Below are 26,633 nucleotides of genomic sequence, written 5' to 3'. Positions count from 1 at the left end.
ACGCTGCTTGGTCCTGGACGCCGGGACGAGCCCGGCGTGACGAAGGAACCGTCGCATGACCCAGGACCGTTCCTCCCCCGGGCTGCGCATGGCGGTGGATTACGCGCCGCTGCTCGCCTTTTTCCTGGTCAACTTCCTGGCGCCGGCCGAGCCGATGATGCGGCTGGTCGCGGCGACGACGGGGTTTCTGTCGGACATGGACCGGGTGGGCGCGCTCGTTATCGCGCGGGTGATCTGCGCCACCGCGGCCTTCATCATCGCGACGGTGGTGGCGATGCTGGTGTCGAAGGCGAAGCTCGGCAGCATCTCGCCTATGCTGTGGATCTCGGGCGGGCTGGTGGTGGTGTTCGGCGGGTTGACCATCTGGTTCCACGATCCGCGCTTCATCCAGATGAAGCCGACGATCGTCTACGCGACCTTCGCGGCGGTGCTTGCCTTCGGCTTCGTCACCGGCCGGCCGCTGCTGGAGGGGCTGCTGGGCGCGGCCTATCCCGGGCTATCGGCGCTCGGCTGGCGCAAGCTCACGCGGAACTGGACGATGTTCTTCGTGGCCATGGGCTGTCTGAACGAGGCGGTGTGGCGAAGCACCAGCTGGGATTTCTGGGTGGGGTTCAAGCTGTGGGGCGCGATCCCGCTGACGCTGTTGTTCGCCTTCGCCAACATCCCCATGCTGCTGCGGCACGGCTTGCAGACCGAGCGCGACGTGGTGGTTGAGACGCCGGAGGGGTGACGTTCCCCGCCGCCGCAACCGTGATCTCCGTCACGCCGGACCTGTTCCGGCATCCACCGTGAGCCGCATATCAACTCGCTGAGTTGGCGGCACGGTGGACCCCGGAACGAGCCCGGGATAACGGAGAGAGTCGACCTTTGCAGAGGTTTCGCCTCCGCCGGGGAACAAGGATCAGGGACGCACCCCCAGCCACGTTCCCGTTGCCGCGCGCAGCCGCTCGGCCGCGGCGCGGCGAACGCCGATCCCGGCGAGCGTGCGGTCGACCGACGCCTTGGACGCGCTCGCCGGTGACGCGGCGGCGAACGCGCGGACCCTGCCCTCGATCGCGGGATCGTTCGACCCGCGTGCCAAGCCGACGATGAAGCCGGGGCGCGAGCTCTCCTCGATGAAGGAGTCCACCAGCGCGCGGTTCTTGACCGCCCAGTCGAACGCCAGTTCCGGATGCGCGTTGGCGATCGATCGTAGCAGCGACGCCTTCTGCGGCGCGGTCAGCGTGTCGCCGGCGAGCAGCGCCAGCGCGCGCTGCGCCACCGCCTCGTCGCGTGCCACGCCGAGCAGCGACACGAAGCGGCTGCGGGCGACCGGCGATGGCTCGGCACGGGTCAGGGCGAGCAGCTGGTCCCAGTCGGCCGGCGTCGCGTTGACCGCGTAGGTGGCAAGGACCGGCGCGCGGATCGCGGGCGGGATCGCCGTGGGGTCGGTCCGCAGCCGCGCCACGTAATCGCGCGCGCGCGCGGCGAGCGCGGCGTCACCGCTGGTGCCGAGCAGGCCGACCAGATCCTCGCGCAGGTTGCTCGTCAGCGCCGACTCGTTCGCCGGCGCGGTCATGCCGATCCGCTCCAGCACCGGCGCCAGGATCGCCACGGTGCGCGCACGCAGCGGCTCCTCGAGCGGCGTGCCGGCGTAGAGTGCGTTCAGCGAGGCGAGCTTGTCCGCCACCGTGGACCATTCGAGCGGGCTCGCCTTCGCGTCGACACGCGCCTGCACCGCGAAATAGCGCGACAGGTTCTGGTAGCCGCCCGCCGCCAGCGCGTAATCGTCGCCCAACGTGCCGACACGGTCCTCCAGCGAGAGGCGCGGATAGTCGCGGACGATCGCGGCGTGGCCGGGCTCGTCGTACATGACGCGCGTGTAGCTGGCCTTGCCGCGGTTGAGCACCAGCGTGCCGCAGCCCTTCACCGTCACCGCCGTACCGGCCGCGCCGGTGACCACCGTCTGCGTCGTGCCGCCGCCCAACGTCGCCAGGCTGAGCGGCACGTGCCAGGTCTGCGGCGCCTTCGACGCGGCATCCAAGCCGAAGCGGCCCTGCGTCAGCCTCGCAGTGGTCATACCGCCCGTGCAGGTCGCGCCTGACAGCGCGACGAGCGGCACGCCGCCCTGCAGCGTGAAGTCGCGCGCGATCGTGCGCACGTCCTGCCCCGACGCGGCCGACAGTTCGGCCCAGAGCTGATCGGTGACGGTGTTGCCGTATTTATACTTGGCCATGTAGCGGCGGATGCCGTCGCGGAACTTCGCCTCGCCCAGCGTCGCCTCCAGCATGCCGATCACCGCCTCGCCCTTGGAATAGGTGATGCCGTCGAACGCCTCGCCGATCTGGTCGACGGTGGCGACCGGCCGGATGATGGGGTGCGTACCGCTCGTCGCATCGAGTGCCATCGCGCTCTCGCGGCCACCGGCGACCTGGCTGGCGCGGACCTCCCACTCGGGGTTGAGGTCGGCCCCCGCCTTGCTCTCCATCCACGAGGCGAAGCCCTCGTTCAGCCACAGATCGTCCCACCAGCGCATGGTGACGAGATCGCCGAACCATTGGTGCGCCATCTCGTGCGCGACGACCACGTGGATGCGCTGCTTGGCACTGGCCGTAGTGCGGGCAGGATCGAACAGCAGCTCGGGCTCGAAATAGAAGATCGCGCCCCAATTCTCCATCGCGCCGAAGAACTGGCTGCTGCCCGGCCCGGCGATCATGTCCATCTTGGGCAGCGGATAGGGCTGGCCGAAATAATCATCGTAATAGGGCAGCAGCCGCTTGACCGCGCCGAGTGCGTAATCGCCCTGGTCGACCACGCCGGGACGGCTGATGATGCCGAGCTCGACGTCGCCGACGCGCAGCGTCTTCCGCTCGACCTCGCCCTGCCCCAGGAACAAGAGGTAGCTGGACATCACCGGCGTCTCGCCGAACCGGTAGAGCTGGGTGCCGCCCGGCCCCGCGGTGACGGAGGTCGCCGGCATGTTGGAATAGGCTTTCTGCCCCGCCGGCGCGGTGGTCGACAGGCGGAAACGCGCCTTGAACGCGGGTTCGTCCCACATCGGTGCGAAGCGACGCGCGTCGGGCGCTTCGAACTGCGTCGCCAGCATGCGCTGCTGCTTGCCGTCCCGGCCGGTATAATCGATCGCGAACAGGCCGGCGGCGGACTGGCTGATCTTGCCGGCCCAGGCGAAGGCGAGCAGGTGCCGGCCGACCGCCGCGGTGCGTGGCAGCGTGACGGTGAGCGTCTGCGCGGCGGGATCGAGCCGGGTGCGGACGGGCTTGCCGTCGAACGTCGCGCGCGTGATCCGCAGGTCGGCAGCGTTCAGCACCAGCGTGCGCGTCGGCGTCTTCACGTCGACGGTGATCGTCTCCTCGCCGGTGAAGGTCAGCGCCGCGGCGTCCGGCCGCACGCTGATGTCGTACAGCACGGGCACCACGCCGGTCGGCAACTGCCCGGCGGCGAGCGCGGGGGACGATGCCGCGATGGACAGGGCGGCGACGGACGCGAGCTTCATGGGCGAACTCCGATGGGATGTTGCACCATTCCTGCCGGGATCGTGACGCTCGCGCAACCGCGCTGGACAAGAGCGGGGGCCGCGTTACCGTTCACGACCATGTCGCTTCCCGCCATCTTCGATCGCCTGCGTCTTCCCGTGATCGGGTCGCCGCTGTTCCTGATCTCCGGACCCGAGCTGGTCATCGCGCAGTGCAAGGCGGGGATCGTCGGCTCTTTCCCCGCGCTCAACGCGCGGCCGGCGGCGCTGCTCGACGAGTGGCTCCACCGTATCACCGAAGAACTGGCGGCGCATAACCGGGCGCATCCCGATCGCCCGGCGGCGCCGTTCGCGGTCAACCAGATCGTCCACCGCTCCAACGACCGGCTGGAGGCGGACCTCGCGACCTGTGCCAAGTGGCAGGTGCCGATCGTCATCACCTCGCTCGGCGCGCGCGAGGACCTGAACCAGGCGGTGCACGGCTGGGGCGGCATCACGCTGCACGACGTCATCGACGACCGCTTCGCGCGCAAGGCCGTCGAGAAAGGCGCGGACGGGCTGATCGCGGTGGCGGCGGGCGCGGGCGGCCATGCCGGCCGGTTGTCGCCGTTCGCGCTGACGGCCGAAATCCGCCAATGGTTCGACGGACCGCTGGCGCTGTCGGGCTCGATCGCGACCGGCGGCGCAATCCTGGCCGCGCAGGCGTTGGGCGCGGACTTCGCCTATATCGGATCGCCCTTCATCGCCACCGAGGAGGCGAACGCCGAGGCGGCGTACAAGCAGGGCGTGGTCGAGGGTCGGGCGAGCGACATCGTCTATTCCAACCTGTTCACCGGCGTGCATGGCAATTACCTGCGCGGCTCGATCGTCGCGGCGGGCCTCGACCCCGACGCGCTGCCCGAGGGCGACTTCAAGACGATGGATTTCGGCGGCGGCAACGGCTCCAAGGCCAAGGCATGGCGCGACATCTGGGGATCGGGCCAGGGCATCGGTGCGATCGACGCGGTGCGCCCGGCGGGAGCCTTCGTCGACAGGCTGGAAGCGGAGTATCGCGCCGCCCGGGCGCGTCTGGGTGTAGCTGCGGTTTGAGCTATCCCAGCGAAGGCCTAAGCTTCGATGGGGGACGATGGCAGCAGATCACGACCGCCATCCCAGCTGGGCCCCGGCCTGCGCCGCGGGGATGACCACGTTGATCGAAACCAAGTTTAAAGTAGCGCGACGAGCCGCTGCTGCATCGACCGGGCGGGGCTCGACGGCGGTCGGTCGGCGGCAAATGCCTCGTCCAGCACGGCCGCGCGGCGGTGCAGGTCGGCGCTGGCGGTGACCAGTGCCGCGGCCCGCGCCGGCAATGCCGCGATTAACGACGCGAGCGGGCGCGGCGCGCTGGCCAACCGGCGCGCGGGATCGAGCGCGCCCGTTGCGGACAGCTCGCCGGCATCCACCGCGCGACGGGTCAGCAGCCAGGCGACGACGTGCATCAGGCGGGTCGTCACGTGCAGCGATTCACAGCTGAACGCGACGCGATCGTTGGGCGACAATGCCTCGCGCTCCGCCCGCCCCTGTTCCTCGAAATAGCTGCGCGCTTCGTCGGCGAGCAGCATGGCATCCACGTACAAGGCGTCAACCACCCGGCCGTACATCGTCGATTCGCGCCCTTGCCCCATCATGCCGCCCGATTCGCACGGACCAGCGAGCCACGCCAGTATTACGTCAGGCGATGATGTCCGGAATTAGCACGTCCTCGGCCTGCGCGATCTCGTCGCGGAGACGCAGCTTGCGCTTCTTCAGTCGCGCGAGTTGCAACTGGTCGCGCGTGCCCGCCTCGCCGAGCGCGGCGATGGCGGTGTCCAGGTCGCGATGCTCCTCGCGCAGCATGTCCAGCCTGGCCCTTAATTGCGATTCGTCCACGACGGTCTCCCCGGGCTCCTGGTAGCGGCGGATGCGGCGGCGGCAACGGGCGGCGGAGGAAACGGCACGGGCGGTCGCAGCCGGCGAATCGAGGTCGAGACATTCTCGCCTTTTTCGTGTTCTACTCACCGTCCCCCAAGCCGAAGGAGAACCTGCCCATGCAGTCCACGCACCAGACGGCCCTCGAGCAGAAGCACGCCACGCTTGATCGCCGGCTCGCCGACGAAGCGCATCGGCCGCTCCCCGATTCCGTCCTGATGGCCGACCTCAAGAAGCAGAAGCTGCGGCTGAAGGAAGAGATCGCCAGCCAGTGACGCCGGCCGCCCCGCCGCCTTCCAATGAGGGGGCGGGGCGTTGCCGCACGCGCGCCGATCAGTCGTCGCGCGAGATCTTCTCGTTGCGCTCGTGCCGCTCCTGCGCTTCCACCGTCATGGTCGCGATCGGCCGAGCTTCGAGCCGCCCGAGCCCGATTGGCTCACCGGTCACTTCGCAATACCCGTACTCGCCTTCCTCGATGCGGCGGATGGCGGCGTCGATCTTGCCGATCAGCTTGCGCTGGCGATCGCGGGTGCGCAGTTCGATCGACCAGTCCGTCTCGCTCGACGCGCGGTCGTTCAGGTCGGCCTCGCGCATCGAGTCGACTTGGAGGTGAGACAACGTGCCCTGCGAATCGAGCAGCAGCGCCTCCTTCCAGCGCAGCAGCTTGTTGCGGAAATAAGCTTGCTGCCGGAGGCTCATGAACGGCTCGTCCGCGGTCGGGCGATATCCGTCGTCCGCGTCGTTCGCCGCCACGTGACCAAGGCCTGTACCGTCAACGCGATTAAGCACCGTCGCCATGCCACTCTCCCTACGATCGGCGTCGCGACCATGTTGTCGCGTCCACCGATCTCCCCCAGATTGGTTCGGCGCCTATAGGCGTGAAGAATTGGCCGAACAAGCAACACATTACGCGGGATTGATCGGGTTCCTCACCAATTGTTGCGCGAATATCACGTGTTGGCGACATCGATATGGATCGGGCGCCTGTACGATCATACAGATCGTGCAGACGCCCCATTTGGCGGCACCGTCCGGGAACACGCGATCCGCGACAACTAGGCGGCGGCGAGCGCCTTCTCGATGTCGGAGATCGGATGGCCGGTGAGATCCTTGTCGAGTTCGCCGATCAGCCGGTCGCTGACTTCCTTGTGGTAATGCTTGCGCAACTCGCCGAGCGTTCGCGGCGGGGCGACGACGATCAGCTTCTGGTAATCGTTCGACAAGGCGCGCTTTTTGAGAAGTTCGGCGGCCTCGGCGGCGAATCGATCCTCCTCGTGCTGATGCGCGTCGGCGCCGCCGACCGAGCTCTGCGACGCGCCCTGCGGCGACGAGGCGCGACCGGCGCGGTCGGTGACCTGGTCGTTGGTGGCCGGATTGTCCTGCTCCTCGGCATGCTCGACCTTCAGGTTCGGGTATTCGCCGTCGCCGTCGTTGCGCAGGAACAGCATCTTGCGGCCGTCGGCGACGAGGACGACGGTGTTGTGGGACAGCTGCATGGAGACTCCTCTGGTTGCGTGTCGGGAGGTGAACGCCCGTGCGGCGCGGCGGGTTGCCGAGGTCGCGCCGTCCCGCCATAGCCTGCGCCATGCACGACATCCGCCTGATCCGCGACGATCCCGCCGCCTTCGACGCCGCGCTGGCGAGGCGCGGACTGCCGCCTCAGGCCGAGGCGCTGGTCGCGCTGGACGAACGGCGACGTGGCACGATCGCGGCCGCGCAGGAGGCGCAGACCCGGCGCAACGAGCTGTCCAAGCAGATCGGCCAGGCCAAGGCGGCGAGGGATGAGGATCGCGCGCAGGCGTTGATGGCCGAGGTCGCGGCGCTGAAGGAACGTCTGCCGGAGCTGGAGGGTGAAGAGCGGGCGACCGCGACGATCCTGGACGAGAAGCTCGCCGCCATCCCCAACCTCGCTGCCGCCGATGTGCCGGAGGGCCTGGGCGAGGACGACAATGTGCGCGCGGCCGAGTGGGGTAGCCCGCGCGCCTTCCCGTTCGAGGCGCGCGAGCACGACGCGATCGGGCCCGCGTTGGGCATGGATTTCGATACCGGCGTGCTGCTGGCGGGGGCGCGCTTCACGCTGCTGCGCGGGCAGATGGCGCGGCTCAACCGCGCGATCGGCCAGTTCATGCTGTCGCGCCTGGTCGACGAGCACGGCTTCGAGGAGATCGCGCCGCCGCTGATGGTGCGCGACGAGGTGGCGTTCGGCACCGGCCAGCTGCCCAAATTCGCCGAGGACCTGTTCCGCACCACCGACGACCGCTGGCTGATCTCCACCGCGGAGATGTCGCTGACCAATATCGTGCGCGAGCGGATCATGAACGAGGCGGAGTTACCGCTGCGCTTCGCCGCCCTCACGCCCTGTTTCCGCTCGGAGGCGGGGGCGGCCGGGCGCGACACGCGCGGGCTGATCCGCCAGCACCAGTTCGACAAGGTGGAGATGGTGGCGATCACCACGCCGGGCGCGTCCGAAGCGGAACATGAGCGGATGACGGCTTGCGCCGAGGGAGTACTGGAGGCGCTGGACCTGCCGTACCGCCGCATGCTGCTGTGCACGGGCGACATGGGCTTCTCGGCGGCCAAGACCTTCGACCTGGAGGTGTGGCTGCCCGGACAGGGTCGTTACCGCGAGATTTCCAGCGTTTCGAACTGCACCGACTTCCAGGCGCGACGGATGAACGCGCGCTACCGGGCGGAGGGCGAGAAGCAGACGCGGTTCGTGCATACGCTGAATGGATCGGGACTCGCGGTCGGCCGCACGCTGGTGGCGGTGATCGAGAATTATCAGCAGGCGGACGGCTCCGTCGTCGTGCCGGCGGCGCTGCGACCGTACGCGGGCGGGCTGGAATTGCTGGAGCCGGCACGCTGATGCGCATCCTGCTGACCAACGACGACGGGGTGAACGCCAAGGGGCTCGCCGTGCTGGAGCGGCTGGCACGGACGCTGTCGGACGACGTCACGATCGTCGCGCCGATGGAGGAACAGTCCGGCACCGGCCGCTCGCTGACGCTGACCCGGCCGATCCGCCTGAAACGCTTCGACGACCGCCGCTGGGCGGTGACGGGGACGCCGACCGACGCGGTGATGATGGCGCTCGCCGAGATCATGAAGGACGCTCCGCCCGACCTGATCCTGTCGGGCGTCAACCGCGGTGCCAATCTGGGCGAGGACGTGCATTATTCGGGCACCGTCTCGGCGGCGATGGAGGGGGCGCTGGCAGGCATCCGCTCGATTGCGCTCAGCCAGCGTTATCCCAAGGCGGCGCCCGGCGAGCGGGTGTCGTTCGCGACCGCGGAAGCCTGGGGCGAGCGGGTGCTGCGCCCGCTGATCGACGCGCCATGGGCGCCGCGGACGGTGGTCAACGTCAATTTCCCGCCCTGTGCGCCGGAGGCGGTGGAGGGCATCCGCGTCGTGCGCCAGGGCCTGCGCGATTACGGGCGGGTGCGGATGGAGCGGCGCGACGATCCGCGCGGCTTTCCCTATTACTGGGTGGCGCTCGGGCGGCTGGGCGAACGGCCGAGCGACGGCAGCGACCTGGACGCGAGCAGCGACGGCTTCGTCTCGGTGACGCCGCTGCAGCTCGACCTGACGCACGCGGCCTCGCTGGCGACACTCGAACGGGCATACGCGTAAGGAGCGAGGCGGATGCGACGGGCGGCGGCGGCAATGATGGCGGTGGCGCTCGGCGGATGCATTCCCCGGGTCGACGGCGGCGACGCCCGCTATGCGACCGCGGCCCCTCCCCCGGTCACCGAGCAGCCGCGCGACCTGCCGGGGGCGGACGAGGGCGCCGACGAACAGGTGGCAGACAGCGAGTCACCCGATCGTCCGGTCGGGCGCGTCGACCTAGCCACGTCGGCGCCGGCGCGCCCGGCCTGGGAAGCGCGGCCGGTGGCCGCGGACGCGCGGGAGGTAGCGGACGGCAGCGTCGTGGTGGCACCGGGTGATACGCTGCGCCGTATTGCCGATCGCGCCGGCGTGGGGCTGGAGGCGATCGCGCGGGCGAACGACTTGCAGCCGCCCTTCACCATCCGCGCCGGGCAGCGGCTGGCGGTGCCGGGTGGACGCTATCACTTGGTGCGAAGCGGCGAGAGCGGGATCGCGATCGCGCGTGCCTACGGCGTCGAATGGTCGCGGATCGTGTCGGCCAACCAGCTGGCCGAGCCGTACGTGCTGCGCGCCGGCCAGCGGATCGCCATCCCTGGCCCGGCCGCCGCCGCCGCCAGCCGCGCGGCGGAACGGGCGGCGGCGTTCCGGCTGGACGTGGACGACATTTTGACCGGCGGCGAGCCGGCGCTCGCGGCGAACCAGGCGCCGGCGCGGCCGACCAAACGGCCGACGCGCACATTGCCGCCGAGCGCCGCGGTGGCGCCGCCGGTGCGGCTGGCAGGAGGCGGCTTCGTCTGGCCGGTCGACGGCCAAGTCGTGAAACGTTTCGGCCGCGGCGCCAGTGGCGAGCGCAACGACGGGATCAAGATCGCGGTACCCGTCTCCACGCCCGTCGTGGCGACCGCCGACGGCGTGGTCGCCTATGCAGGAGATGGAATCGCGGCGCTGGGCGGGCTCGTCATCATCAAACATGGCGGCGGCTGGACCAGCGTGTACGGCCACGCGTCCAAGCTGCTGGTCAGCCGCGGCCAGTCGGTGAAGCGCGGTCAGACGATCGCGCTGTCGGGCGACACCGGCTTCGCCGACCGGCCGGAGGTGCATTTCGAGCTGCGCCGGGGCCGCACGCCGGTCGATCCGCAGGGTCAGCTTTCGCGCAGTTGAGCGCGGGCGGTGGCGGGAGCATTGCGGCGCAGCAGGTGACGCCCGGCGCGCCGCTTGCTAACCGACCGCCATGTCCTACCGGTCCGATCTCCTCACCATCTTGTCGCAGCGCGGCTACATCCACCAGATGACCGACGCCGCCGCGCTCGACGCGCTGGCCGCTGGCGGGATTGTGCCGGGCTATATCGGCTTCGACCCGACCGCGCCGTCGCTGCACGTCGGCAGCCTGGTGCAGATCATGCTGCTGCGGCGGCTCCAGCAGACCGGGCACAAGCCGATCGTGCTGATGGGCGGCGGCACCGGCAAGATCGGCGATCCCAGCTTCAAGGACGAGGCGCGCAAGCTGCTCGATCACGACGGGATCGCGGCCAACGTCGCGTCGATCAAGCGCATCTTCGAGCGCTTCCTGACCTTCGGCGACGGGCCGACCGACGCGGTGATGCTGGACAATGCCGAGTGGCTCGACAGGCTGGAATACATCCCGTTCCTCCGCGACGTCGGGCAGCATTTCTCCGTCAACCGGATGCTGAGCTTCGATTCGGTCAAGCTCAGGCTCGATCGCGAGCAATCGCTGAGCTTCCTCGAATTTAACTACATGATCCTCCAGGCGTACGATTTCATGGAATTGTCGCGGCGCGCCGGCTGCCGGTTGCAGATGGGCGGGTCGGACCAGTGGGGCAACATCGTCAACGGCGTCGAGCTGGCGCGGCGGATGAGCGGGACCGAGGTGTTCGGGGTGACGACTCCGCTGCTCACCACTGCCGACGGCGCCAAGATGGGCAAGACGGTGTCCGGCGCGGTGTGGCTGCACGAGGACCAGCTGCCGCATTTCGATTACTGGCAGTTCTGGCGCAACACCGACGACCGCGACGTGGGACGCTTCCTGCGCCTGTTCACCGACTTGCCGCTGGACGAGATCAGGCGGCTGGAGGCGCTGCCGGGCGCGGAGATCAACGAGGCGAAGAAGCTGCTCGCCACCGAGGCGACGGCGATGTGCCGCGGGCGTGCGGCGGCGGACGAGGCCGCGGAGACGGCGCGGCGCACCTTCGAGGAAGGCGCCGCGGGCGACGCGCTGCCGCGGCTGGCGGTAGCGGGCGAGATCGGCATCGTCGACGCGCTGGTCGGGCTGGGCTTCGCCGCGTCCAAGGGAGAGGCACGGCGGCTGATCGCGGGCGGCGGCGCGCGGGTGGACGGCGAGAAGGTGTCGGGCGAGACGCAGGTCGTCGCGGTCGGCAGCGACCCGGTGCGCGTATCGGCGGGCAAGAAACAACATGGGTTGCTGATCGCGCCGCAGAGGTGACAAATCGGGCATGATTTCCGAACCTTGCCCGTTTACTTCGGTCTGACGGAACGGTCGTCATCTTGGCGGGCGGCGACGGGAGTATCGATGAACGGATTGGCACCCACGTTATCGGACGAACGTGGCGAACAGCGGGTCGAGGTGTTGTTGCGGACGCGCGCGACCTGCGAGGACGGGCTTGCCTGCGTCGTGACGGTGGTCAATCTCTCGCAAGGCGGACTGATGGCGCGCTGCGATGCCGGACTGGCGGCGGAGCAGACGCTGCTGGTGGAGCTGCCGACCCTCGGGCGGGTCGCGGTGGAGGTACGCTGGTCGTTGGGCGGGCGGATCGGCTGCCGGTTCGTGCATCCGCTATCACCGGATCGCTACGACGCGTTGCTCGCGGCGATAACCAGGAATTGAGGATTTGCGACGAGGACTGAAGTAGAAGTTCCCGTCACGTCATGACGAACGCCAGGCTGGTCGCGGCCTGCTGCCCGGCGGCTAGCCGCGCCGGACCAGCACGGCACCCGCGATGACGAGGGCTACGCCGAGGAGGCGGCCGGTGCCGATCGATGTCGGGGCGAGACCGAGTGCACCCCAGCGATCCAAGAGCAGCGCGGCGACGAGCTGGCTGGCGATGGCGAGGGTCAGCGTGGAGGCGAGGCCGAGGCGCGGCGTGGCGTAGGCGAGCGCGGCGACGAAGCAGGCGCCGTAGAAGCCTCCCACCCAGGCCCAGGCCGGTGCATCGCGCAAGCCCCCGCCACCGGGACGGCCGGCGGCGAGCCAGGCGACGAGCAGGAGCGCGGTGCCGATCGCGAAGGAGATCAGCGAGGCGAGCACCACCGACCCGCCAGCGCGGGCGAGCGCCGCGTTGGTCGGCGGCTGGAGCGCGACGCCGAGCCCCGCGGCGAGGACGGCGATGATGGCGAGCAGGGGCATGGCCGGGGCGGTGGACGGCCGCCGCCCTCGCGTCAACCGGAGCGGAGCAGCGCCACGCCGGCGTCACGCTCGAACAGGTAGAGCGCGGCGCGAGCGGCCTGGCCGCGCGTGCCCGACAGGCCGCCGTCACGGTCGATCAGCAGGCGCGCGTCATCGTGCGCGCATTGCAACAGGTCGGCCAGCATCTCCGGCGTGGCGAGCCGGAAGCCGGCCTCGCCCGACTGGCGGGTGCCGAGCATCTCGCCGGCGCCGCGCAGGCGCAGATCCTCCTCGGCGAGGCGGAAGCCGTCGTTTGATTCGCGCATCAGCGCCAGGCGCGCGCGCGCGGTCTCGCTGAGCGCGGCGCCGCGCAGCAGCAGGCAGCGCGACTGGCCGCCGCCCCGCCCGACGCGACCGCGCAACTGGTGGAGCTGGGCGAGGCCGAAGCGGTCGGCGTGCTCGATCACGATCAGCGTCGCGTTGGGCACGTCGACGCCGACCTCGATCACCGTGGTCGCGACCAGCACGCGCGTGCGACCGCCGGCGAACGCCTCCATCTGCGCGTCCTTCTCGGGCGGCTTCATGCGGCCGTGGACGAGGCCGACCTGCTCGCCGAAGCGCTGGCGGAGCGCCTCGGCACGTGCCTCGGCGGCGGCCATGTCGCTCTTCTCGCTCTCCTCGACCAGAGGGCAGACCCAATAGGCCTGGCCGCCGGTTTCGAGATGGCGGCCGAGCGCGTTCACCACCTCGTCGAGCCGATCCTCCGACACGACGCGCGTCTCGATCGGCTGGCGGCCGGGAGGCATCTCGTCGAGGCGGCTGACGTCCATCTCGCCATATTGGGCGAGGGTCAGCGTGCGGGGGATCGGCGTGGCGGTCATCGCCAGCAGGTGCGGGCTGCGGCCCTTCTCCTGGAGGAGCATGCGCTGCGCGACGCCGAAGCGGTGCTGCTCGTCGACGACGACCAACCCCAAATCCTTGTAGCCGACCGCCTCCTGGAAGATGGCGTGGGTGCCGACGAGAATGTCGATCGATCCGTCGGCGAGCGCCATCAGCGTCGCCTCGCGCGCACGACCCTTGTCGCGGCCGGTCAGGACGGCGACCTCGACCGGCAGACCGGCGAGCTGGCGGCGCAGCGTGTCGTGATGCTGGCGGGCGAGAATTTCGGTGGGCGCGAGCATGGCGCCTTGCGCGCCGGCCTCGACCGCGACGAGCAGCGCCATCGCGGCGACCAGCGTCTTGCCCGAGCCGACATCGCCCTGGAGCAGGCGGAGCATCGGCGCGTCCTGCGCCAGGTCACCCTCGATCTCCGCCACAGTACGCGCCTGCGCGCCGGTGAGGCTGTAGGGAAGATTGAGAAGGTCGCGGAGGCGGCCGGTGCCGTGGAGCGCCCTGCCCTTGCGTTTGCGCGTATCGGCGCGGACCAGCGTCATCGCCAGCTGGTTGGCGAACACCTCGTCATAAGCAAGCCGCTCGCGCGCCTTCGCATCGGCGGGGTCGGCATGGATACGGGCGAGCGCGTCGTGCCAGTCGGGCCATTCGCGCTTGGCCTTCAGACCGGGCTCGATCCACTCGGGCAGGTCCGGCGCGCGGGCGACGGCCTGCGCGGCGAGCGCCGCGAGTCGGCGGGAGGTGAGGCCTTCCGACAGCGGGTAGATCGCCTCGCGGCCACGAAACTCCTCGTCCGGCTCGGACAGGTCCGGGTGAACGATCTGGAGGTCCGGGCCGTATTGGTCGAGGCGGCCTGACACGCGGCGCGGCTCGCCCAGAGGCAGGAGCTTCTTCACCCAGCCGCTGTTGCCACCGAAATAGGTGAGGCTGACGTGATTGCCGTGCGCGTCGCTCGCCTGGACACGGGTGGGGCCGCGGCCAGCACTGGTGCGATAGTCGCGCGGGGTGAGCGTGATGGCGATGACCTTGCCGACGTCGGCCTGCATCAGCTCGGTCCGCGGAATGCGATCGATGAACCCGGTCGGCAGGTGGAAGGCGACGTCGACCACGCGCCTGAGGTCGAGCCGGTCGAGCGGGCGGGCGAGCGCCGGGCCGACGCCCTTCAGCGACGTGACCTCGGCGAACAGCGGATTGAGGATGTCGGGGCGCATGGCTACATGAGCCGAACTAAACAGCCGCCTTCCGTCATGCCAGCGAAAGCTGGCGCCTCGTCGGACTGGCGGCCCCCTGCCGCAGGAGATGCCGGCCTTTGCTGGCATGACGTGTTTGCCATGGACCACGATATTCGCATCAAGCGCCTGCGCTTCCGCGCCTGGCATCGCGGCACGCGCGAGGCCGATCTGATGATCGGCGGCTTCTTCGACGCGCATCACGAGCGCTGGTCGGCGGGGGAACTCGACTGGTTCGAGGCGCTGCTGGAGGAGCAGGACGTCGACATCATGGGCTGGGCGATCGGATCGATCCCCTGCCCGCCGGAGTGGAACGGCGAGATGATGCAGGCGATGCGCGCGATCACCTACGTGCCCCTGCCGGAATGATGAGACGATCCTCCCCTGTAAGGGGAGGTGGCAGCCCGCAGGGCTGACGGAGGGGTGTCGCCCCCCTCGCAAGCGTCGACACCCCTCCACCAGCTTCGCTGGTCCCCCTCCCCTTGCAGGGGAGGATCAGAAGAGAAATCATGCCCGACCTGAAGACCATCCTTTCCGCCAAGGCATCGCTGACGCTGGCTGGCGTGCCGACCGGGTTCCAGCCCTCGCTGCTCGCCGATCTGGCGCGGGCGGCGGGCCGCGTCGTATTCGTCGCCGCTGACGACGCGGCGATGCGCGCGATCGCCGCCACCGCGCCGTTCTTCGCGCCCGAGCTGGAGGTGGTGACCTTCCCGGCCTGGGACTGTCTGCCGTACGACCGCGCCTCCCCCACCTTGCGCGTCATGGCGGAGCGGGTGGCGGCGCTGCACCGGTTGCAGGCCAAGGCGAAGGGGCCGCAGCTGGTGCTCGCCACCGCCAACGCGGCGACGCAGCGCGTGCTGACGCCGTTCCGCATTCGCCAGCTCGTCGCCAGCCTCGCGCCGGGCGAACGGATCGGGCGTGATGATCTCGCCACCTTGCTCCAGGCGAACGGCTATGTCCGGACCGAGACGGTGCACGATCACGGCGAATATGCGGTGCGGGGCGGCATCGTCGACCTGTATCCATCGGGCGAGGAGCACGCGCTGCGGCTCGACTTCTTCGGCGACGAGATCGAGAGCGTGCGGTCCTTCGATCCGGCCGACCAGCGCACTATTGGGCGCGTCGACGGCTTCACGCTGCTGCCGGCGTCGGAGGCGCTGCTCGACGCGGAGTCGATCAAGCGGTTCCGGACGCGATACCGGGAAAAGTTCGGCGCGACCGCGACGGGCGACCCGCTCTACCAGGCGGTGTCGGACGGGCGGCGGCTGGCAGGGATGGAGCATTGGCTGCCGCTGTTCGAGGACAAGCTGGCGACGCTGTTCGATCATCTGGGCGACGCATTGGTCGTTCGCGACGCGGGGGTAGCGGCGGCCGCCGAGGGACGATTCGAGGCGATCGCCGACTATTACGAGAACCGGATGCGGGCCGAGGGGCAGCAGCCGGGCAGCTATCGGCCGCTGCCGGCGAAGGCGCTCTACCTCGACGCGGAGGAATGGGCGACTCGGCTGGGCGAGACGACGGCGCACGTCACCACCGCCTTCCACGAGCCCGAGTCCGCCCGCGTCGTCGATTTCGGCGTCGACGGCCCCCGCGACTTCGCGCCCGAGCGGGCGAACCAGGCCAACGTGTACGAGGCGGTGGTCGATCATCTGGAGAAGCTGCGAAAGGACGGGCGCAAACCCGTACTCGCCAGCTACTCGGGCGGATCGCGCGATCGGCTTGCGAGCCTGCTGAAGGATCACGGGCTGAAGGGCGGCAAGCCCGTCGACACGTGGCAGGAGGCGCGGGGGCACGCCGACACGACCAGGAGCTTCGGCGTGGCGATGGTGGTGCTGCCGCTCGACCACGGCTTCACCGCGCCGGGGATCGCGGTGCTGACCGAGCAGGACATGCTGGGCGATCGGCTGATCCGGCGCAACAAGCGGAAGAAGTCGGCGGACGCGTTCCTGGCGGAACTGGCGACGCTGTCGCCGGGCGACCTCGTCGTCCACGCCGATCACGGCATCGGCCGGTACGAGGGGCTGACCTCGATCCCGGTCGGCAAGAGCCCGCACGATTGCGTCGCCTTGTCCTACGCGGGCGGCGACAAACTGTACGTGCCGGTCGAGAATCTGGAGGTGCTGACCCGTTACGGCTCGGGCGAGGATGGGGCGTCGCTCGACCGGCTGGGCGGCGAGGCGTGGCAGCGGCGCAAGTCGAAGATGAAGGAGCGCATCCGCGAGATCGCGGGTGAGCTGATCGCCACCGCCGCCGAGCGCGCGTTGCGGCCGGGCGAGGTCGCCGAGCCCGACTCGAGCGGCTATCCGAGTTTCGTCGACCGCTTCCCCTACGAGCCGACCGACGATCAGGATCGCGCGATCGACGATGTGCTAGGCGATCTTTCCGCGGGCAGGCCGATGGACCGGCTGATCGTCGGCGATGTCGGCTTCGGCAAGACGGAGGTGGCGTTGCGCGCCGCGTTCGTCGCGGCGATGGGCGGGATGCAGGTGGCGGTGGTCTGCCCGACGACGCTGCTCGCGCGCCAACATTACAACAATTTCTGCCAGCGGTTCGAGGGCTTCCCGATCAAGGTCGGACGGATGAGCCGGCTGGTCGGCACCGCCGAGATCAAGATGGTGAAGGAAGGTGCGGCGTCGGGCGATCTGGACGTGGTGATCGGCACGCACGCGCTGCTGGCGAAGAACGTCAGCTTCAAGCGGCTCGGCCTCGTCATCGTCGATGAGGAGCAGCGGTTCGGCGTGACGCACAAGGAGCGGCTGAAGGCGCTGAAGGCCGACGTGCACATGCTGACGCTGACCGCGACGCCGATCCCGCGCACGCTCCAGATGGCGATGTCGGGCCTGCGCGAACTTTCGGTGATCCAGACGCCGCCGGTCGACCGGCTGGCGGTGCGGACCTACGTGATGCCGTGGGACCCGGTGGTGCTGCGCGAGGCGCTGCTGCGGGAGCATTATCGCGGCGGACAGAGCTTCCTGGTCACGCCCCGGGTCGCCGACCTGACGGATATCGAGGAGTTCCTGGCGAAGGAGGTGCCGGAGATCCGCTACGTCATCGCGCACGGGCAGATGTCGGCGAGCGAGGTCGAGGAGCGGATGTCCGCCTTCTACGAGAAGCGCTTCGAGGTGCTGGTGTCGACCACGATCATCGAGAGCGGGATCGACATCCCGTCGGCCAACACGATGATCGTCAACCGCGCGGACCGCTTCGGCCTGGCGCAGCTCTACCAGTTGCGCGGGCGCGTCGGGCGGTCGAAGACGCGGGCCTACGCCTATATGGTGACGCCGCCCGAGCGGCAGATGACGGAGGCCGCCGACAAGCGACTGAAGGTGCTGAGCGACCTCGATACGCTGGGCGCGGGGTTCCAGCTGGCCAGCCACGACCTCGACATCCGCGGCGCGGGCAATCTGCTCGGCGACGAGCAGTCGGGGCATATCAAGGAGGTCGGCTACGAACTCTACCAGTCGATGCTGGAAGAGGCGATCATGGACGCCAAGGCGGGTGGGCTCGCCTCGCGGCCGCGCGACTTCTCGCCCCAGATCACCGTCGACGCGCCGATCCTGATCCCGGAGGAATACGTCCCCGACCTCGACCTGCGCATGGGGCTGTATCGCCGCCTCAACGACGTCGACGACGCGGGCGAGGTGGCGGCGTTCGCGGCGGAGATGATCGACCGGTTCGGGCCGCTGCCGGACGCGACGGAGAATCTGATCCGGGTGATTGAGATCAAGCTGAACGCCAAGCGCGCGTGCATCGCCAAGATGGACGTGGGGGCCAAGGGCGTGCTGGTCAGCTTTCACGGCGACAAGCCCCCGAACGTCGAGGGGTTGCTAGCCTATGTCGACCGGTTGGGCGGTGTGGCGAAGCTGCGGCCGGACGCGAAGCTGGTGCTCCAGCGCGCGTGGCCGGACGCGAAGGCCCGCCTGCACGGGGCGTTGCAGCTGTCCAAGGGGTTGGCCAAGGCGATGGGGTGAGAACGCCCTAACCGTACGTCACCCCGGGCTTGACCCGGGGTCCATGTCTCCGCGCACTTATCGGCGGCGGCTCTCGCGGGACCATGGACCCCGGATCAAGTCCGGGGTGACGAGTGGGAAATGCTCCCCCTCCGCAGAGTGTGTCAGCTGCTGTGGTCGGCGATGATCTTCCACGCGCCGCCGCGGCGCTCGAACAGCAGCGTGGTCATGCCGCTTTCCACCTTGGCGCCGGTCAGCGTCCAGCGGGCGACGAGCAGGCGGTGGGTCGCATCGATCGTGCGCTCCACCAGCGGCTCGAAGGACAGGCGTCCGCGCGTGTTGCCACTCTTGGCGAAGCTCGGCGCATAACGGGCTGCGATCGCCGCCTTTCCGCGCACCACACCCTTGGCCGTCACGAACAGCGCATCGTCGGCGTAGACCGCCATGAACGCGGTCAGGTCGCCCGCATTCCACCCCGCCGCGCTCGCCGCCATCGGCGCGGCCAGCAGCGAGGCAGGTGCCGCCGCGACCTGCGCGGCCAGAATCAAGCCGATCATCGTCCCTCCACCATGGTCACCAACGCGTCCTCGCCCAGCGGCCCCGCGCGCAGGAAGCCCTGGTACCAGCCACACCCCTCCGCCGTCAGCAGCGCGAGTTGCGCCGGCGTCTCCACCCCCTCGGCGATCACCGCAATGCCGAGCGCGCGGGCGATGTCGATCACACCGCGCACCACCACCCGGTCACGCGGCGCGCCGGCGATGTCGACGACCAGCGCCTTGTCGAGCTTGAGGTAATCGAGCGGCAGCGCCTTCAGATAGGCGAGGCTGGAATAGCCGGTGCCGAAATCGTCGATCGCGACGCGGCACCCTGCCCCGCGCAGTTCGGCGAGAAGCGCGGCGGCGTGGTCCAGCTCGTGGATCATGCCGCTCTCGGTCACCTCCACCGTCAGCCGGCCGCGCGGGAAGCCGCTGGCGTCGACGCGGTCGAGGAACGTGCGCGCGAAGCCTGCGCGAGCGACGTCGGCTGCGGTCAGGTTGAGCGACAGGCGCAGCGCGCCCAGCGAACGGGGCCAGGCGGCGGCGCGCGCCAACGTCAGCTCCTGGATGTGATCGGACAGCGCCAGCCCCAGATCGGCGCGGTCGGCAGCGGCGAACAGCGCGTCGGCGCCGAGCGGGCCGAGCCGGCCATGCGTCCAGCGGGCCAGCGCCTCGACGCCGACGATGCGACCGGTGGCGATCTCCACCTGCGGCTGGAACAGCACGTCGATCTCCCCCGCAGCGACCGCGTGGTGGAGATCGATGGCGAGCCGGTCGGGCGAGGCGACGCCATCGGCCTCCGCGACCTGCACCGCGGCAGCGCCGGGCGCGCGCGCGTCGTCCAGCGCGTCGGTGGCGCGGCGGATCAGCGCGTCGGCATCGTCGCCGGGCATCGCCTCCGCCACGCCGATGCGGCTGCCCAGCATCACGCGCGTGCCCTCCACCTCCAGCGCGCGCGACAGGGCGGCGGCGAGCAGGCGCAGGTCGCCGTCCTCCACGCCGAGCAGGAACCGGTCGCCGGTGCGGACCACGATGGCACGCTCGCCCGCGGCGGCGGCGATCCGCTCGCCCGCGGTGGCGATCGCCGCGTCGGCGCGCGCTCGCCCGTGCGCGGCGTTGACGAGGTCGAGCCGCGACAGGGCAATCGCGACTGCCGCGCAGGGCTGGTGCGCCTGGAGCCGCCCGGCGAGCCAGCGGTGCAGCGCCGCCGCCTCCCCTCTCCCCTCCGCCCGCGCCTCGGGCGAGCGACGCTCCGTCAGCGCTCCGGCGGCGCGCAGGGCGAGCACGACCTCCCCGGCGCCGCGCGGCGCGATCAGGAAGTGCGTCGCACCGGCGTCGACCAGCCGCTCGGCATCGGCCAGCGTGTCCGCCAGCACGAGCAGGCCGCCCCGCCCCTGCCCCTGCCTTTGCCCCTGATAGGCCGCGACCTCCGCCAGCGCGGCATCGATGCGGCCGCGCGCATCGATCGGCCCGCTCGATTGTTGCTGCTTCATGATCGCAGACCCTAGCCGTCCCATCCCCGCCCCTCAATCGCGGGCTTGTGCCCCGTCGCCCGCCACCTTAGCTCCCGACGCGATGAGCTGCGCCTCTCCCCTGGTCGACCCGCACGGTCGCACGATCCGCTACCTGCGCATCTCGGTGACCGATCGCTGCGACCTGCGCTGCCGTTACTGCATGGCGGAGCAGATGACGTTCCTGCCGCGGTCGGCGCTCCTCAGCCTGGAGGAGATCGCGATCATCGCGGAGCGGTTCGTCGCGCGCGGGGTGACCAAGATCCGGCTGTCGGGCGGCGAGCCGCTGGTGCGGCGCGACGTGGGCGAGCTGATCGATCGGCTCGGTTATTCCCTGGATCGCGGATTGGACGAGCTGACACTGACCACCAACGGCACGCGGCTGGCGCAGCATGCCGGCCGGCTGGTCGATGCCGGCGTGCGGCGCGTCAACGTCAGCATGGACAGCCTCGACCCCGATCGGTTCCGGTTCATCACCCGGCACGGCGACGTGGCGCAGGTGATCGGCGGCATCCGGACGGCGCGCGACGCGGGGTTGCGGGTCAAGATCAACGCGGTGGCGCTGAAAGGTCTCAACGAGGACGAGCTTTCCGCGATGCTGCGCTGGTGCGTCGAAGAGGGGCTCGACCTGTCCTTGATCGAGACCATGCCGCTGGGAACGATCGACGAGGATCGGACCGACCGCTTCCTGCCGCTGACCGCGGTGATGGACGACCTAAAAGCGCGCTTTCCGCTGGTCCGCGACGCGCACCGCACCGGCGGCCCGGCGCGCTACTGGCGGGTGGAGGGGACCGACACGCGACTCGGCCTCATCTCGCCACTGACCGCCAATTTCTGCGACGGGTGCAACCGCGTGCGGCTGACGACGGAGGGCAAGCTGTACCTGTGCCTTGGCCATGACGATCAGGTCGATCTGAAGGGCGCGCTGCGCGACGGCGGCGTGGCCGGGCTCGACGCGGCGATCGACCGCGGGCTGGGACTGAAGCCGGCGCGCCACGATTTCCGCATCGGCGCGGGCGAGGCGCCGGCGGTGGCGCGGCACATGAGCGTGACGGGCGGATGAGCGGCCACCGGCGGCTCGCGCTCGCCGTTTCCCCCACCGCGCCCGCGCAGGCGGCGGCCAGGACGCTGGCGGACGCGGCCGACTGGGTGCCGGTCGACCAGGCCGACGTGGTGATCGCGCTGGGCGGCGACGGTCACATGCTCCAGACGCTCCACCGCATGCTGGAACGCCGGCCGCCGGTGCCCGTGTTCGGGATGAACCTGGGCACGGTCGGCTTCCTGATGAACGAGTGGCGGACCGAGGGGCTGGAGGCGCGGCTCGACCGGGCCAAGGCGTTCAAGGTCACGCCGCTGGCGATGACCGCCACCGGCGTCGACGGTCGCGTCCACGCGCTGCCCGCGATCAACGAGGTGTCGCTGCTGCGCGAGACGCGGCAGACGGCGAAGCTGGAAGTGACGGTCAACGACCGTGTGGTAATGCCGGAACTGGCCTGCGACGGCATCCTGGTGGCGACGCCGGCGGGGTCGACCGCGTACAACCTGTCGGCGCAGGGGCCGATCCTGCCGCTCGGCAGCAACATGGTGGCGCTGACGCCGATCAGCCCGTTCCGCCCGCGGCGCTGGCGCGGCGCCATCCTGCCCGACAAGGCGCGTATTTCTTTCACCGTCCTCGACCCCGCCAAGCGGCCCGTGTCGGCCGTCGCCGATCAGCGCGAGGTGCGCGACGTGGCGCGCGTCGACGTGTGCATGGACCGCGCGCGCGAGCTGACGCTGCTGTTCGATCCGGAGCACGCGCTGGATGACCGGATCAGTATGGAACAGTTCATCGGCTGATTTCGGCTCCCGCGAACGAGGGGGTTGCATCGCCGCAATCGCCGTTTATAGACCCGCGCACGGCAACGATCCCTGATAGCTCAGCGGTAGAGCTCTCGACTGTTAATCGAGCGGCCGTAGGTTCGAATCCTACTCAGGGAGCCACCCCCAGCCTGCCGGAGCGCGGTTGGGAAAAGGCGGATCGCGACGGAGCCTCCGCAAAGGCTCAGGCATTGTCCGCCCATGCGGCAATTCCAGCACATCCTGTCCATCGACACTCGGCGCCAGGGACTGGTGGAGATCACCGATCGCGTCACCGCCGCGCTCAACGAGGTGGGCCTGGACACGGGGCTACTGACGCTGTTCTGCCGACACACGTCCGCGTCGCTGCTGATCCAGGAAAACGCTGCACCCGCCGCGCGAGCCGATCTGGAGCGGTATTTCGCGCGGATCGCCCCCGAATCGGCCGAGTACGAGCATGACGAGGAAGGGCCGGACGACATGCCCGCGCATCTGCGCGCCGCCTTGACGGCGACGCAACTATCGGTGCCGATCATCGGCGGGCAGCTCGCACTCGGCACGTGGCAGGGCATCTACCTGTTCGAGCATCGCCGCCGCCCCCACCGGCGCGAGATCGTGCTGCACGCGATCGGCGACTGATCGCAATCAGCGCGAATGGGGCGAAGTCAAGGCGGTGGACCCATCCCGTTCATCGCTCGTTCCGCTATCGATGGCTAATGCGGGGCGTTTCGCCGCATCTGCCGCGAACGGAGACCGAAAATGCATTTGTCGTTCGGCCGCAAGGCCATCGTGGCGGCACTCGCCACTACCACCCTGATGGTCGCGGGCTGCGCGACCGAGACCCGTTACCGCCCCGCGACCGGGCAGGGCTTCAACCGTACCGGCTACAGCGATCGTCGGATCGAGCCCGATCGTTTCCTGGTCAACTTCTCCGGCAACAGCGTGACGTCGCGCGACACGGTGGAACGCTACCTGTTCTTCCGCGCCGCCGAGCTGACGCTCCAGAACGGCTATGATTACTTCGTCATGGCCGATCGCGACACCGATCGTCAGACGCGCACCTATTCGACGCCGGGCTTCGGTGGCGGTTTCGGTCCCGGCTGGGGCTATGGCGGCTTCGGCGGCTTCTGGGGCCCCTCCTGGCGTTACTACGGCGGCGCCTTCGGCGGCGGCTGGGGCCCGTGGGGCGGTTGGGGCGGCGGCTTCAACAATTTCGACGTCCGCACCGTCGATCGATTCGAGGCGTCGGCCGAGATCGTGATGCGTCGCGGGCCGATTCCGCGCGACAACATCCGCGCCTTCGATGCGCGGCGCGTAGTCGACACGGTTGGGCCGTCGGTGCAGCTCCCCGACCCGCGTCGGCGCTAGTCGGGGCTCATCGTCCCGTCGCGGGACTACGATCGATGGTGAAAAGGGCCGGATCGCGTCACGCGGTCCGGCCCTTTTCCGTTGCCATCAGGTCGAGGAGGCAGGTGCGTGCGCCGCTTCCCCTACCTGCGCGGAAGGGGAGTGACGGTCAGGCCGGACCGACGGCGCCGTGGCAGTGCTTGTACTTGCGACCCGATCCGCATGGGCACGGGGCGTTGCGGTTAACGCGGCCCTCCCACTCGGCGGGGTCCTGGCCGATATCCTGCGATTCGGGCCGGACGATCTGCATCGGCGGCAGCTGCGTGGTGACGAAGCCGCGGGTGCCCGCGTCGATGTCGGCCGAATTGTCCTCGCCCGTGAACGGGTCGAAATGGGTGGTGATGAAGTCGGGCAGTTCGGGCAGCGCGGTCGGCGCCTCGAACTGGAAGTTGGCGTGCGCGATAGTGCGCGTCACGTCCTCGCGAATGTTGTCGAGCATGCGCTGGAACAGCGCGAACGCCTCCTGCTTATACTCGTTAATCGGTGTCTTCTGCGCGTAGGCGCGCAGATGCACGACCTGCCGCAGCGCGTCGAGCGTCGACAGATGTTCCTTCCAGTGATGATCGAGGTGCTGGAGCAGGATCGACTTCTCGACCTGGGTCCACGTCTCCGGCTCCAGCGAGGCAGCCTTGTCGGCGATCGCGGCGTCGGCGGCGGCCTGAACGCGCTCCTGCACGATCTCCGGGTCGATCGCCTCTTCCGCCATCCAGTCCTCGACCGGCAGGTCGAGGTTGAGCACCTCGGCCGCGCGGGTCTTCATGCCCTGCACGTCCCATTGTTCCGGATAGGAATTGGGCGGGCACGCCTCGCCGACGACGATGTTGACCGTCTCGGCGCGCATGTCCTCCACCATCTCGCCGACGGTCTCGGCGTCCATGATGTCGCTGCGCTGCTCGTAGATAACCTTGCGCTGGTCGTTCATCACGTCGTCATACTCGACGACCTGCTTGCGGATGTCGTAGTTGCGCGCCTCGACCTTCTTCTGCGCGGTCTCGATCGCCTTGGTCAGCCACTTGCTGCCGATCGCCTCCCCGTCCTCCATGTTGTTGCGCATCATCTTGGCGAACAGCGTGTCGGGTCCGAAGATGCGCAGCAGATCGTCGTCGAGCGACAGGTAGAAGCGCGATAGGCCGGGGTCGCCCTGACGGCCCGAGCGACCGCGCAGCTGGTTGTCGATGCGGCGACTCTCGTGCCGCTCGGTGCCGAGCACGAACAGGCCGCCGGCGGCGAGCACCGCCGCCTTCTCCGCGGCGATCTCGCGCGTGATCTCGGCGGCCCGCGCGTCGTATTCGGGGGTACCGGCGACGAGGTCGGGATGCTCGTCCGACATGCGGAATTCGAGATTGCCGCCTAGCTGAATGTCGGTGCCGCGACCGGCCATGTTGGTGGCGATGGTGACCGCCGACTTGCGGCCAGCCTGCGCGACGATGTGCGCCTCCATCTCGTGGAAGCGGGCGTTCAGCACCTTGTGGTCGACGCCCTCCTGGACCAGGAACTCGGACAGCAGCTCGGACTTCTCGATCGACACGGTGCCGACCAGCACCGGCTGCCCCTTCTCGGCATGCTCGCGGATCTTCTTGGCGATCGCGCGAAACTTGTCGGCGGTGTCCTTGTAGAACTCGTCCTCCTCGTCGACGCGCTGAACGGGAACGTTGGTGGGGATGGAGACGACGTTGATCTTGTAGATGTCGTAGAACTCGGCCGCCTCGGTTGCCGCGGTGCCGGTCATGCCGCCGATCTTCGGATACATGCGGAAATAGTTCTGGAAGGTGATCGAGGCCATGGTCTGGTTCTCGGGCTCGATCTGCACGCCTTCCTTCGCCTCCACCGCCTGGTGCAGGCCGTCGGACCAGCGGCGGCCGTCCATCATGCGGCCGGTGAATTCGTCGATGATGACGACCTTGCCGTCCTTGACGATATAGTCGGTATCCGCCTTGAACATCATGTTGGCGCGCAGCGCCTGGTTGAGGTGGTGGACCACCTGCGTGTTCTCGAAATCGTAGAGGTTCTCGCCTTCCAAGAGGCCCGCCGCCTCCAGCATCCGCTCCGCTTTCTCGGTGCCGTCCTCGGTTAGGATGATAGTCTTCTGCTTCTCGTCCATCTCGTAATCTTCCGCCGCGAACTGGCGGACGACGGCGTGGACCTGCATGTAGAGTTCCGACTTGTCGTCGGTCGGGCCGGAGATGATGAGCGGCGTGCGTGCCTCGTCGATCAGGATCGAATCCACCTCGTCGACGATCGCGAAATTGAACGGCCGCTGGACCATCCCGCTCCGCTCATACTTCATGTTGTCGCGCAGATAGTCGAAGCCGAACTCGTTGTTCGTGCCGTAGGTGATGTCCGAATGGTACGCGTCGCGGCGCTGCTCGTCGGTCAGGTTGGGGATGATGACGCCGGTGGTGAGGCCGAGGAAGCCGTAGACCTGGCTCATCCACGACGCATCGCGGCTGGCGAGATAATCGTTGACGGTAACGACGTGGACGCCCTTGCCGGGCAGCGCGTTGAGATAGGTGGCGAGCGTCGCGACCAGCGTCTTGCCCTCGCCCGTGCGCATCTCGGCGATCTCGCCGCGGTGGAGGACGATGCCGCCGACCATCTGCACGTCATAGTGGCGTTGGCCGAGCACGCGGCGCGCCGCCTCGCGCACCGTGGCGAACGCCTCGGGCAGCAGGTCGTCGAGCTTGGTGCCGCTCGCCAGCCGTTCGCGGAACTTGGGCGTCTGCGCCGCCAGCTCCGCGTCCGACATCGCCTGGAGCGTGGGCTCGAACGACGCGATCTTCGCGATCGTGGGATTGAGCGACTTGACGTAGCGGTCGTTGGACGACCCGAAGATCGACTTGGCAAAGCCACCGAACATGAGGGATTCCTGATATCGAGAGGCGCGGCC

General features: G+C 69.3%; 24 protein-coding genes and 1 tRNA gene. 15 read left to right on the top strand and 10 right to left on the bottom strand.

Annotated features, from left to right (window positions below):
* The first annotated feature begins 55 nt into the window (after positions 1 to 55).
* On the top strand, positions 56 to 730 hold the full coding sequence (locus BM145_RS06730; RefSeq protein ID WP_245739142.1) for an inner membrane-spanning protein YciB: 675 nt from the start codon (positions 56 to 58) through the stop codon (positions 728 to 730).
* A gap of 171 nt (positions 731 to 901) precedes the next feature.
* Here the strand turns inward: BM145_RS06730 and BM145_RS06725 are convergent, their stop codons facing one another.
* On the bottom strand, positions 902 to 3,493 hold the full coding sequence (locus BM145_RS06725; RefSeq protein ID WP_093332714.1) for a M1 family metallopeptidase: 2,592 nt from the start codon (positions 3,491 to 3,493) through the stop codon (positions 902 to 904).
* A gap of 99 nt (positions 3,494 to 3,592) precedes the next feature.
* On the opposite strand from BM145_RS06725, the gene BM145_RS06720 reads away from it, so the two are divergent.
* Positions 3,593 to 4,561, top strand: coding sequence for an NAD(P)H-dependent flavin oxidoreductase (locus tag BM145_RS06720; protein WP_093332712.1), 969 nt, complete (start codon positions 3,593 to 3,595; stop codon positions 4,559 to 4,561).
* 116 nt (positions 4,562 to 4,677) lie between these two features.
* Here the strand turns inward: BM145_RS06720 and BM145_RS06715 are convergent, their stop codons facing one another.
* A complete protein-coding gene (locus tag BM145_RS06715) occupies positions 4,678 to 5,139 on the bottom strand; it encodes a DUF1465 family protein (RefSeq protein ID WP_245739141.1) in 462 nt (153 codons plus the stop codon).
* A 43-nt stretch (positions 5,140 to 5,182) separates the two neighbouring features.
* A complete protein-coding gene (locus tag BM145_RS06710; protein WP_093332709.1) occupies positions 5,183 to 5,347 on the bottom strand; it encodes a YdcH family protein in 165 nt (54 codons plus the stop codon).
* Positions 5,348 to 5,538: 191 nt separating this feature from the next.
* Here BM145_RS06710 and BM145_RS06705 point away from each other — a divergent pair, with 191 nt between their 5' ends.
* Entirely contained in the window at positions 5,539 to 5,694 is a 156-nt protein-coding gene (locus BM145_RS06705; RefSeq protein WP_093332708.1) for a YdcH family protein, read from the top strand.
* 58 nt (positions 5,695 to 5,752) lie between these two features.
* Here BM145_RS06705 and dksA read toward each other — a convergent pair whose 3' ends face one another.
* Together dksA and BM145_RS06695 are read right to left on the bottom strand one after the other, a co-directional pair.
* Entirely contained in the window at positions 5,753 to 6,217 is a 465-nt protein-coding gene (gene dksA, locus BM145_RS06700) for an RNA polymerase-binding protein DksA (RefSeq protein WP_093332706.1), read from the bottom strand.
* Between the two features lie 257 nt (positions 6,218 to 6,474).
* Positions 6,475 to 6,915: a host attachment family protein gene (locus BM145_RS06695; RefSeq protein WP_093332705.1), complete on the bottom strand. Its 441-nt coding sequence runs from the start codon at positions 6,913 to 6,915 to the stop codon at positions 6,475 to 6,477.
* 89 nt (positions 6,916 to 7,004) lie between these two features.
* On the opposite strand from BM145_RS06695, the gene serS reads away from it, so the two are divergent.
* The 5 genes from serS to BM145_RS06670 all read left to right on the top strand — a co-directional run bounded on the left by serS (position 7,005) and on the right by BM145_RS06670 (position 11,888).
* Entirely contained in the window at positions 7,005 to 8,285 is a 1,281-nt protein-coding gene (gene serS, locus BM145_RS06690; RefSeq protein ID WP_093332703.1) for a serine--tRNA ligase, read from the top strand.
* Positions 8,285 to 9,049, top strand: coding sequence for a 5'/3'-nucleotidase SurE (gene surE / locus BM145_RS06685; RefSeq protein WP_093332702.1), 765 nt, complete (start codon positions 8,285 to 8,287; stop codon positions 9,047 to 9,049). Before serS ends, surE begins: the two co-directional genes overlap by 1 nt.
* A 12-nt stretch (positions 9,050 to 9,061) precedes the next feature.
* Positions 9,062 to 10,186: a M23 family metallopeptidase gene (locus tag BM145_RS06680; RefSeq protein ID WP_093332700.1), complete on the top strand. Its 1,125-nt coding sequence runs from the start codon at positions 9,062 to 9,064 to the stop codon at positions 10,184 to 10,186.
* A gap of 70 nt (positions 10,187 to 10,256) precedes the next feature.
* On the top strand, positions 10,257 to 11,486 hold the full coding sequence (gene tyrS, locus BM145_RS06675; protein ID WP_093332699.1) for a tyrosine--tRNA ligase: 1,230 nt from the start codon (positions 10,257 to 10,259) through the stop codon (positions 11,484 to 11,486).
* An 87-nt stretch (positions 11,487 to 11,573) separates the two neighbouring features.
* Positions 11,574 to 11,888, top strand: coding sequence for a PilZ domain-containing protein (locus tag BM145_RS06670; protein WP_093332697.1), 315 nt, complete (start codon positions 11,574 to 11,576; stop codon positions 11,886 to 11,888).
* Positions 11,889 to 11,969: 81 nt separating this feature from the next.
* Here BM145_RS06670 and BM145_RS06665 read toward each other — a convergent pair whose 3' ends face one another.
* Together BM145_RS06665 and recG are read right to left on the bottom strand one after the other, a co-directional pair.
* Complete coding sequence (locus tag BM145_RS06665) at positions 11,970 to 12,407, bottom strand: DMT family transporter (protein WP_093332696.1); 438 nt, start codon at positions 12,405 to 12,407, stop codon at positions 11,970 to 11,972.
* 32 nt (positions 12,408 to 12,439) lie between these two features.
* Entirely contained in the window at positions 12,440 to 14,488 is a 2,049-nt protein-coding gene (gene recG / locus BM145_RS06660) for an ATP-dependent DNA helicase RecG (RefSeq protein WP_093332694.1), read from the bottom strand.
* Between the two features lie 120 nt (positions 14,489 to 14,608).
* On the opposite strand from recG, the gene BM145_RS06655 reads away from it, so the two are divergent.
* Positions 14,609 to 14,875, top strand: coding sequence for an FAD assembly factor SdhE (locus tag BM145_RS06655; RefSeq protein ID WP_093332693.1), 267 nt, complete (start codon positions 14,609 to 14,611; stop codon positions 14,873 to 14,875).
* Positions 14,876 to 15,015: 140 nt separating this feature from the next.
* On the top strand, positions 15,016 to 18,477 hold the full coding sequence (gene mfd, locus BM145_RS06650; protein WP_093332691.1) for a transcription-repair coupling factor: 3,462 nt from the start codon (positions 15,016 to 15,018) through the stop codon (positions 18,475 to 18,477).
* A 143-nt stretch (positions 18,478 to 18,620) separates the two neighbouring features.
* On the opposite strand, the gene BM145_RS06645 is transcribed toward mfd, so the two are convergent.
* Positions 18,621 to 19,013 (bottom strand): YybH family protein, encoded by a 393-nt coding sequence (locus BM145_RS06645; RefSeq protein WP_093332690.1) that lies wholly within the window; start codon positions 19,011 to 19,013, stop codon positions 18,621 to 18,623.
* Positions 19,010 to 20,485 carry an EAL domain-containing protein gene (locus BM145_RS06640; RefSeq protein WP_245739139.1) on the bottom strand — a complete coding sequence of 492 codons (1,476 nt, stop codon included), beginning with the start codon at positions 20,483 to 20,485 and terminating at the stop codon, positions 19,010 to 19,012. Before BM145_RS06640 ends, BM145_RS06645 begins: the two co-directional genes overlap by 4 nt.
* Positions 20,486 to 20,567: 82 nt before the next feature.
* Between BM145_RS06640 and moaA the strand changes: the two genes are divergently transcribed.
* From moaA to BM145_RS06615, 5 genes are all read left to right on the top strand, one after another.
* Entirely contained in the window at positions 20,568 to 21,566 is a 999-nt protein-coding gene (moaA, locus tag BM145_RS06635) for a GTP 3',8-cyclase MoaA (protein WP_093332687.1), read from the top strand.
* A complete protein-coding gene (locus tag BM145_RS06630; protein ID WP_093332685.1) occupies positions 21,563 to 22,339 on the top strand; it encodes an NAD kinase in 777 nt (258 codons plus the stop codon). The genes moaA and BM145_RS06630 overlap by 4 nt, the downstream gene beginning before the upstream one ends.
* 69 nt (positions 22,340 to 22,408) lie before the next feature.
* Positions 22,409 to 22,483, top strand: a tRNA-Asn gene (locus BM145_RS06625).
* Between the two features lie 78 nt (positions 22,484 to 22,561).
* Positions 22,562 to 22,978, top strand: a complete 417-nt coding sequence (locus BM145_RS06620) for a secondary thiamine-phosphate synthase enzyme YjbQ (protein WP_093332684.1) — start codon at positions 22,562 to 22,564, stop codon at positions 22,976 to 22,978.
* A 120-nt stretch (positions 22,979 to 23,098) separates the two neighbouring features.
* Complete coding sequence (locus BM145_RS06615; protein WP_093332682.1) at positions 23,099 to 23,707, top strand: CC0125/CC1285 family lipoprotein; 609 nt, start codon at positions 23,099 to 23,101, stop codon at positions 23,705 to 23,707.
* A gap of 148 nt (positions 23,708 to 23,855) precedes the next feature.
* Here the strand turns inward: BM145_RS06615 and secA are convergent, their stop codons facing one another.
* Positions 23,856 to 26,603 (bottom strand): preprotein translocase subunit SecA, encoded by a 2,748-nt coding sequence (gene secA, locus BM145_RS06610; RefSeq protein WP_093332680.1) that lies wholly within the window; start codon positions 26,601 to 26,603, stop codon positions 23,856 to 23,858.
* Positions 26,604 to 26,633 lie beyond the last annotated feature (30 nt).

Origin of the sequence: Sphingomonas rubra (assembly GCF_900115745.1) — a bacterium.
Lineage (GTDB): Bacteria > Pseudomonadota > Alphaproteobacteria > Sphingomonadales > Sphingomonadaceae > Sphingomonas > Sphingomonas rubra.
This window is presented reverse-complemented; position numbering and strand designations above follow the sequence as displayed.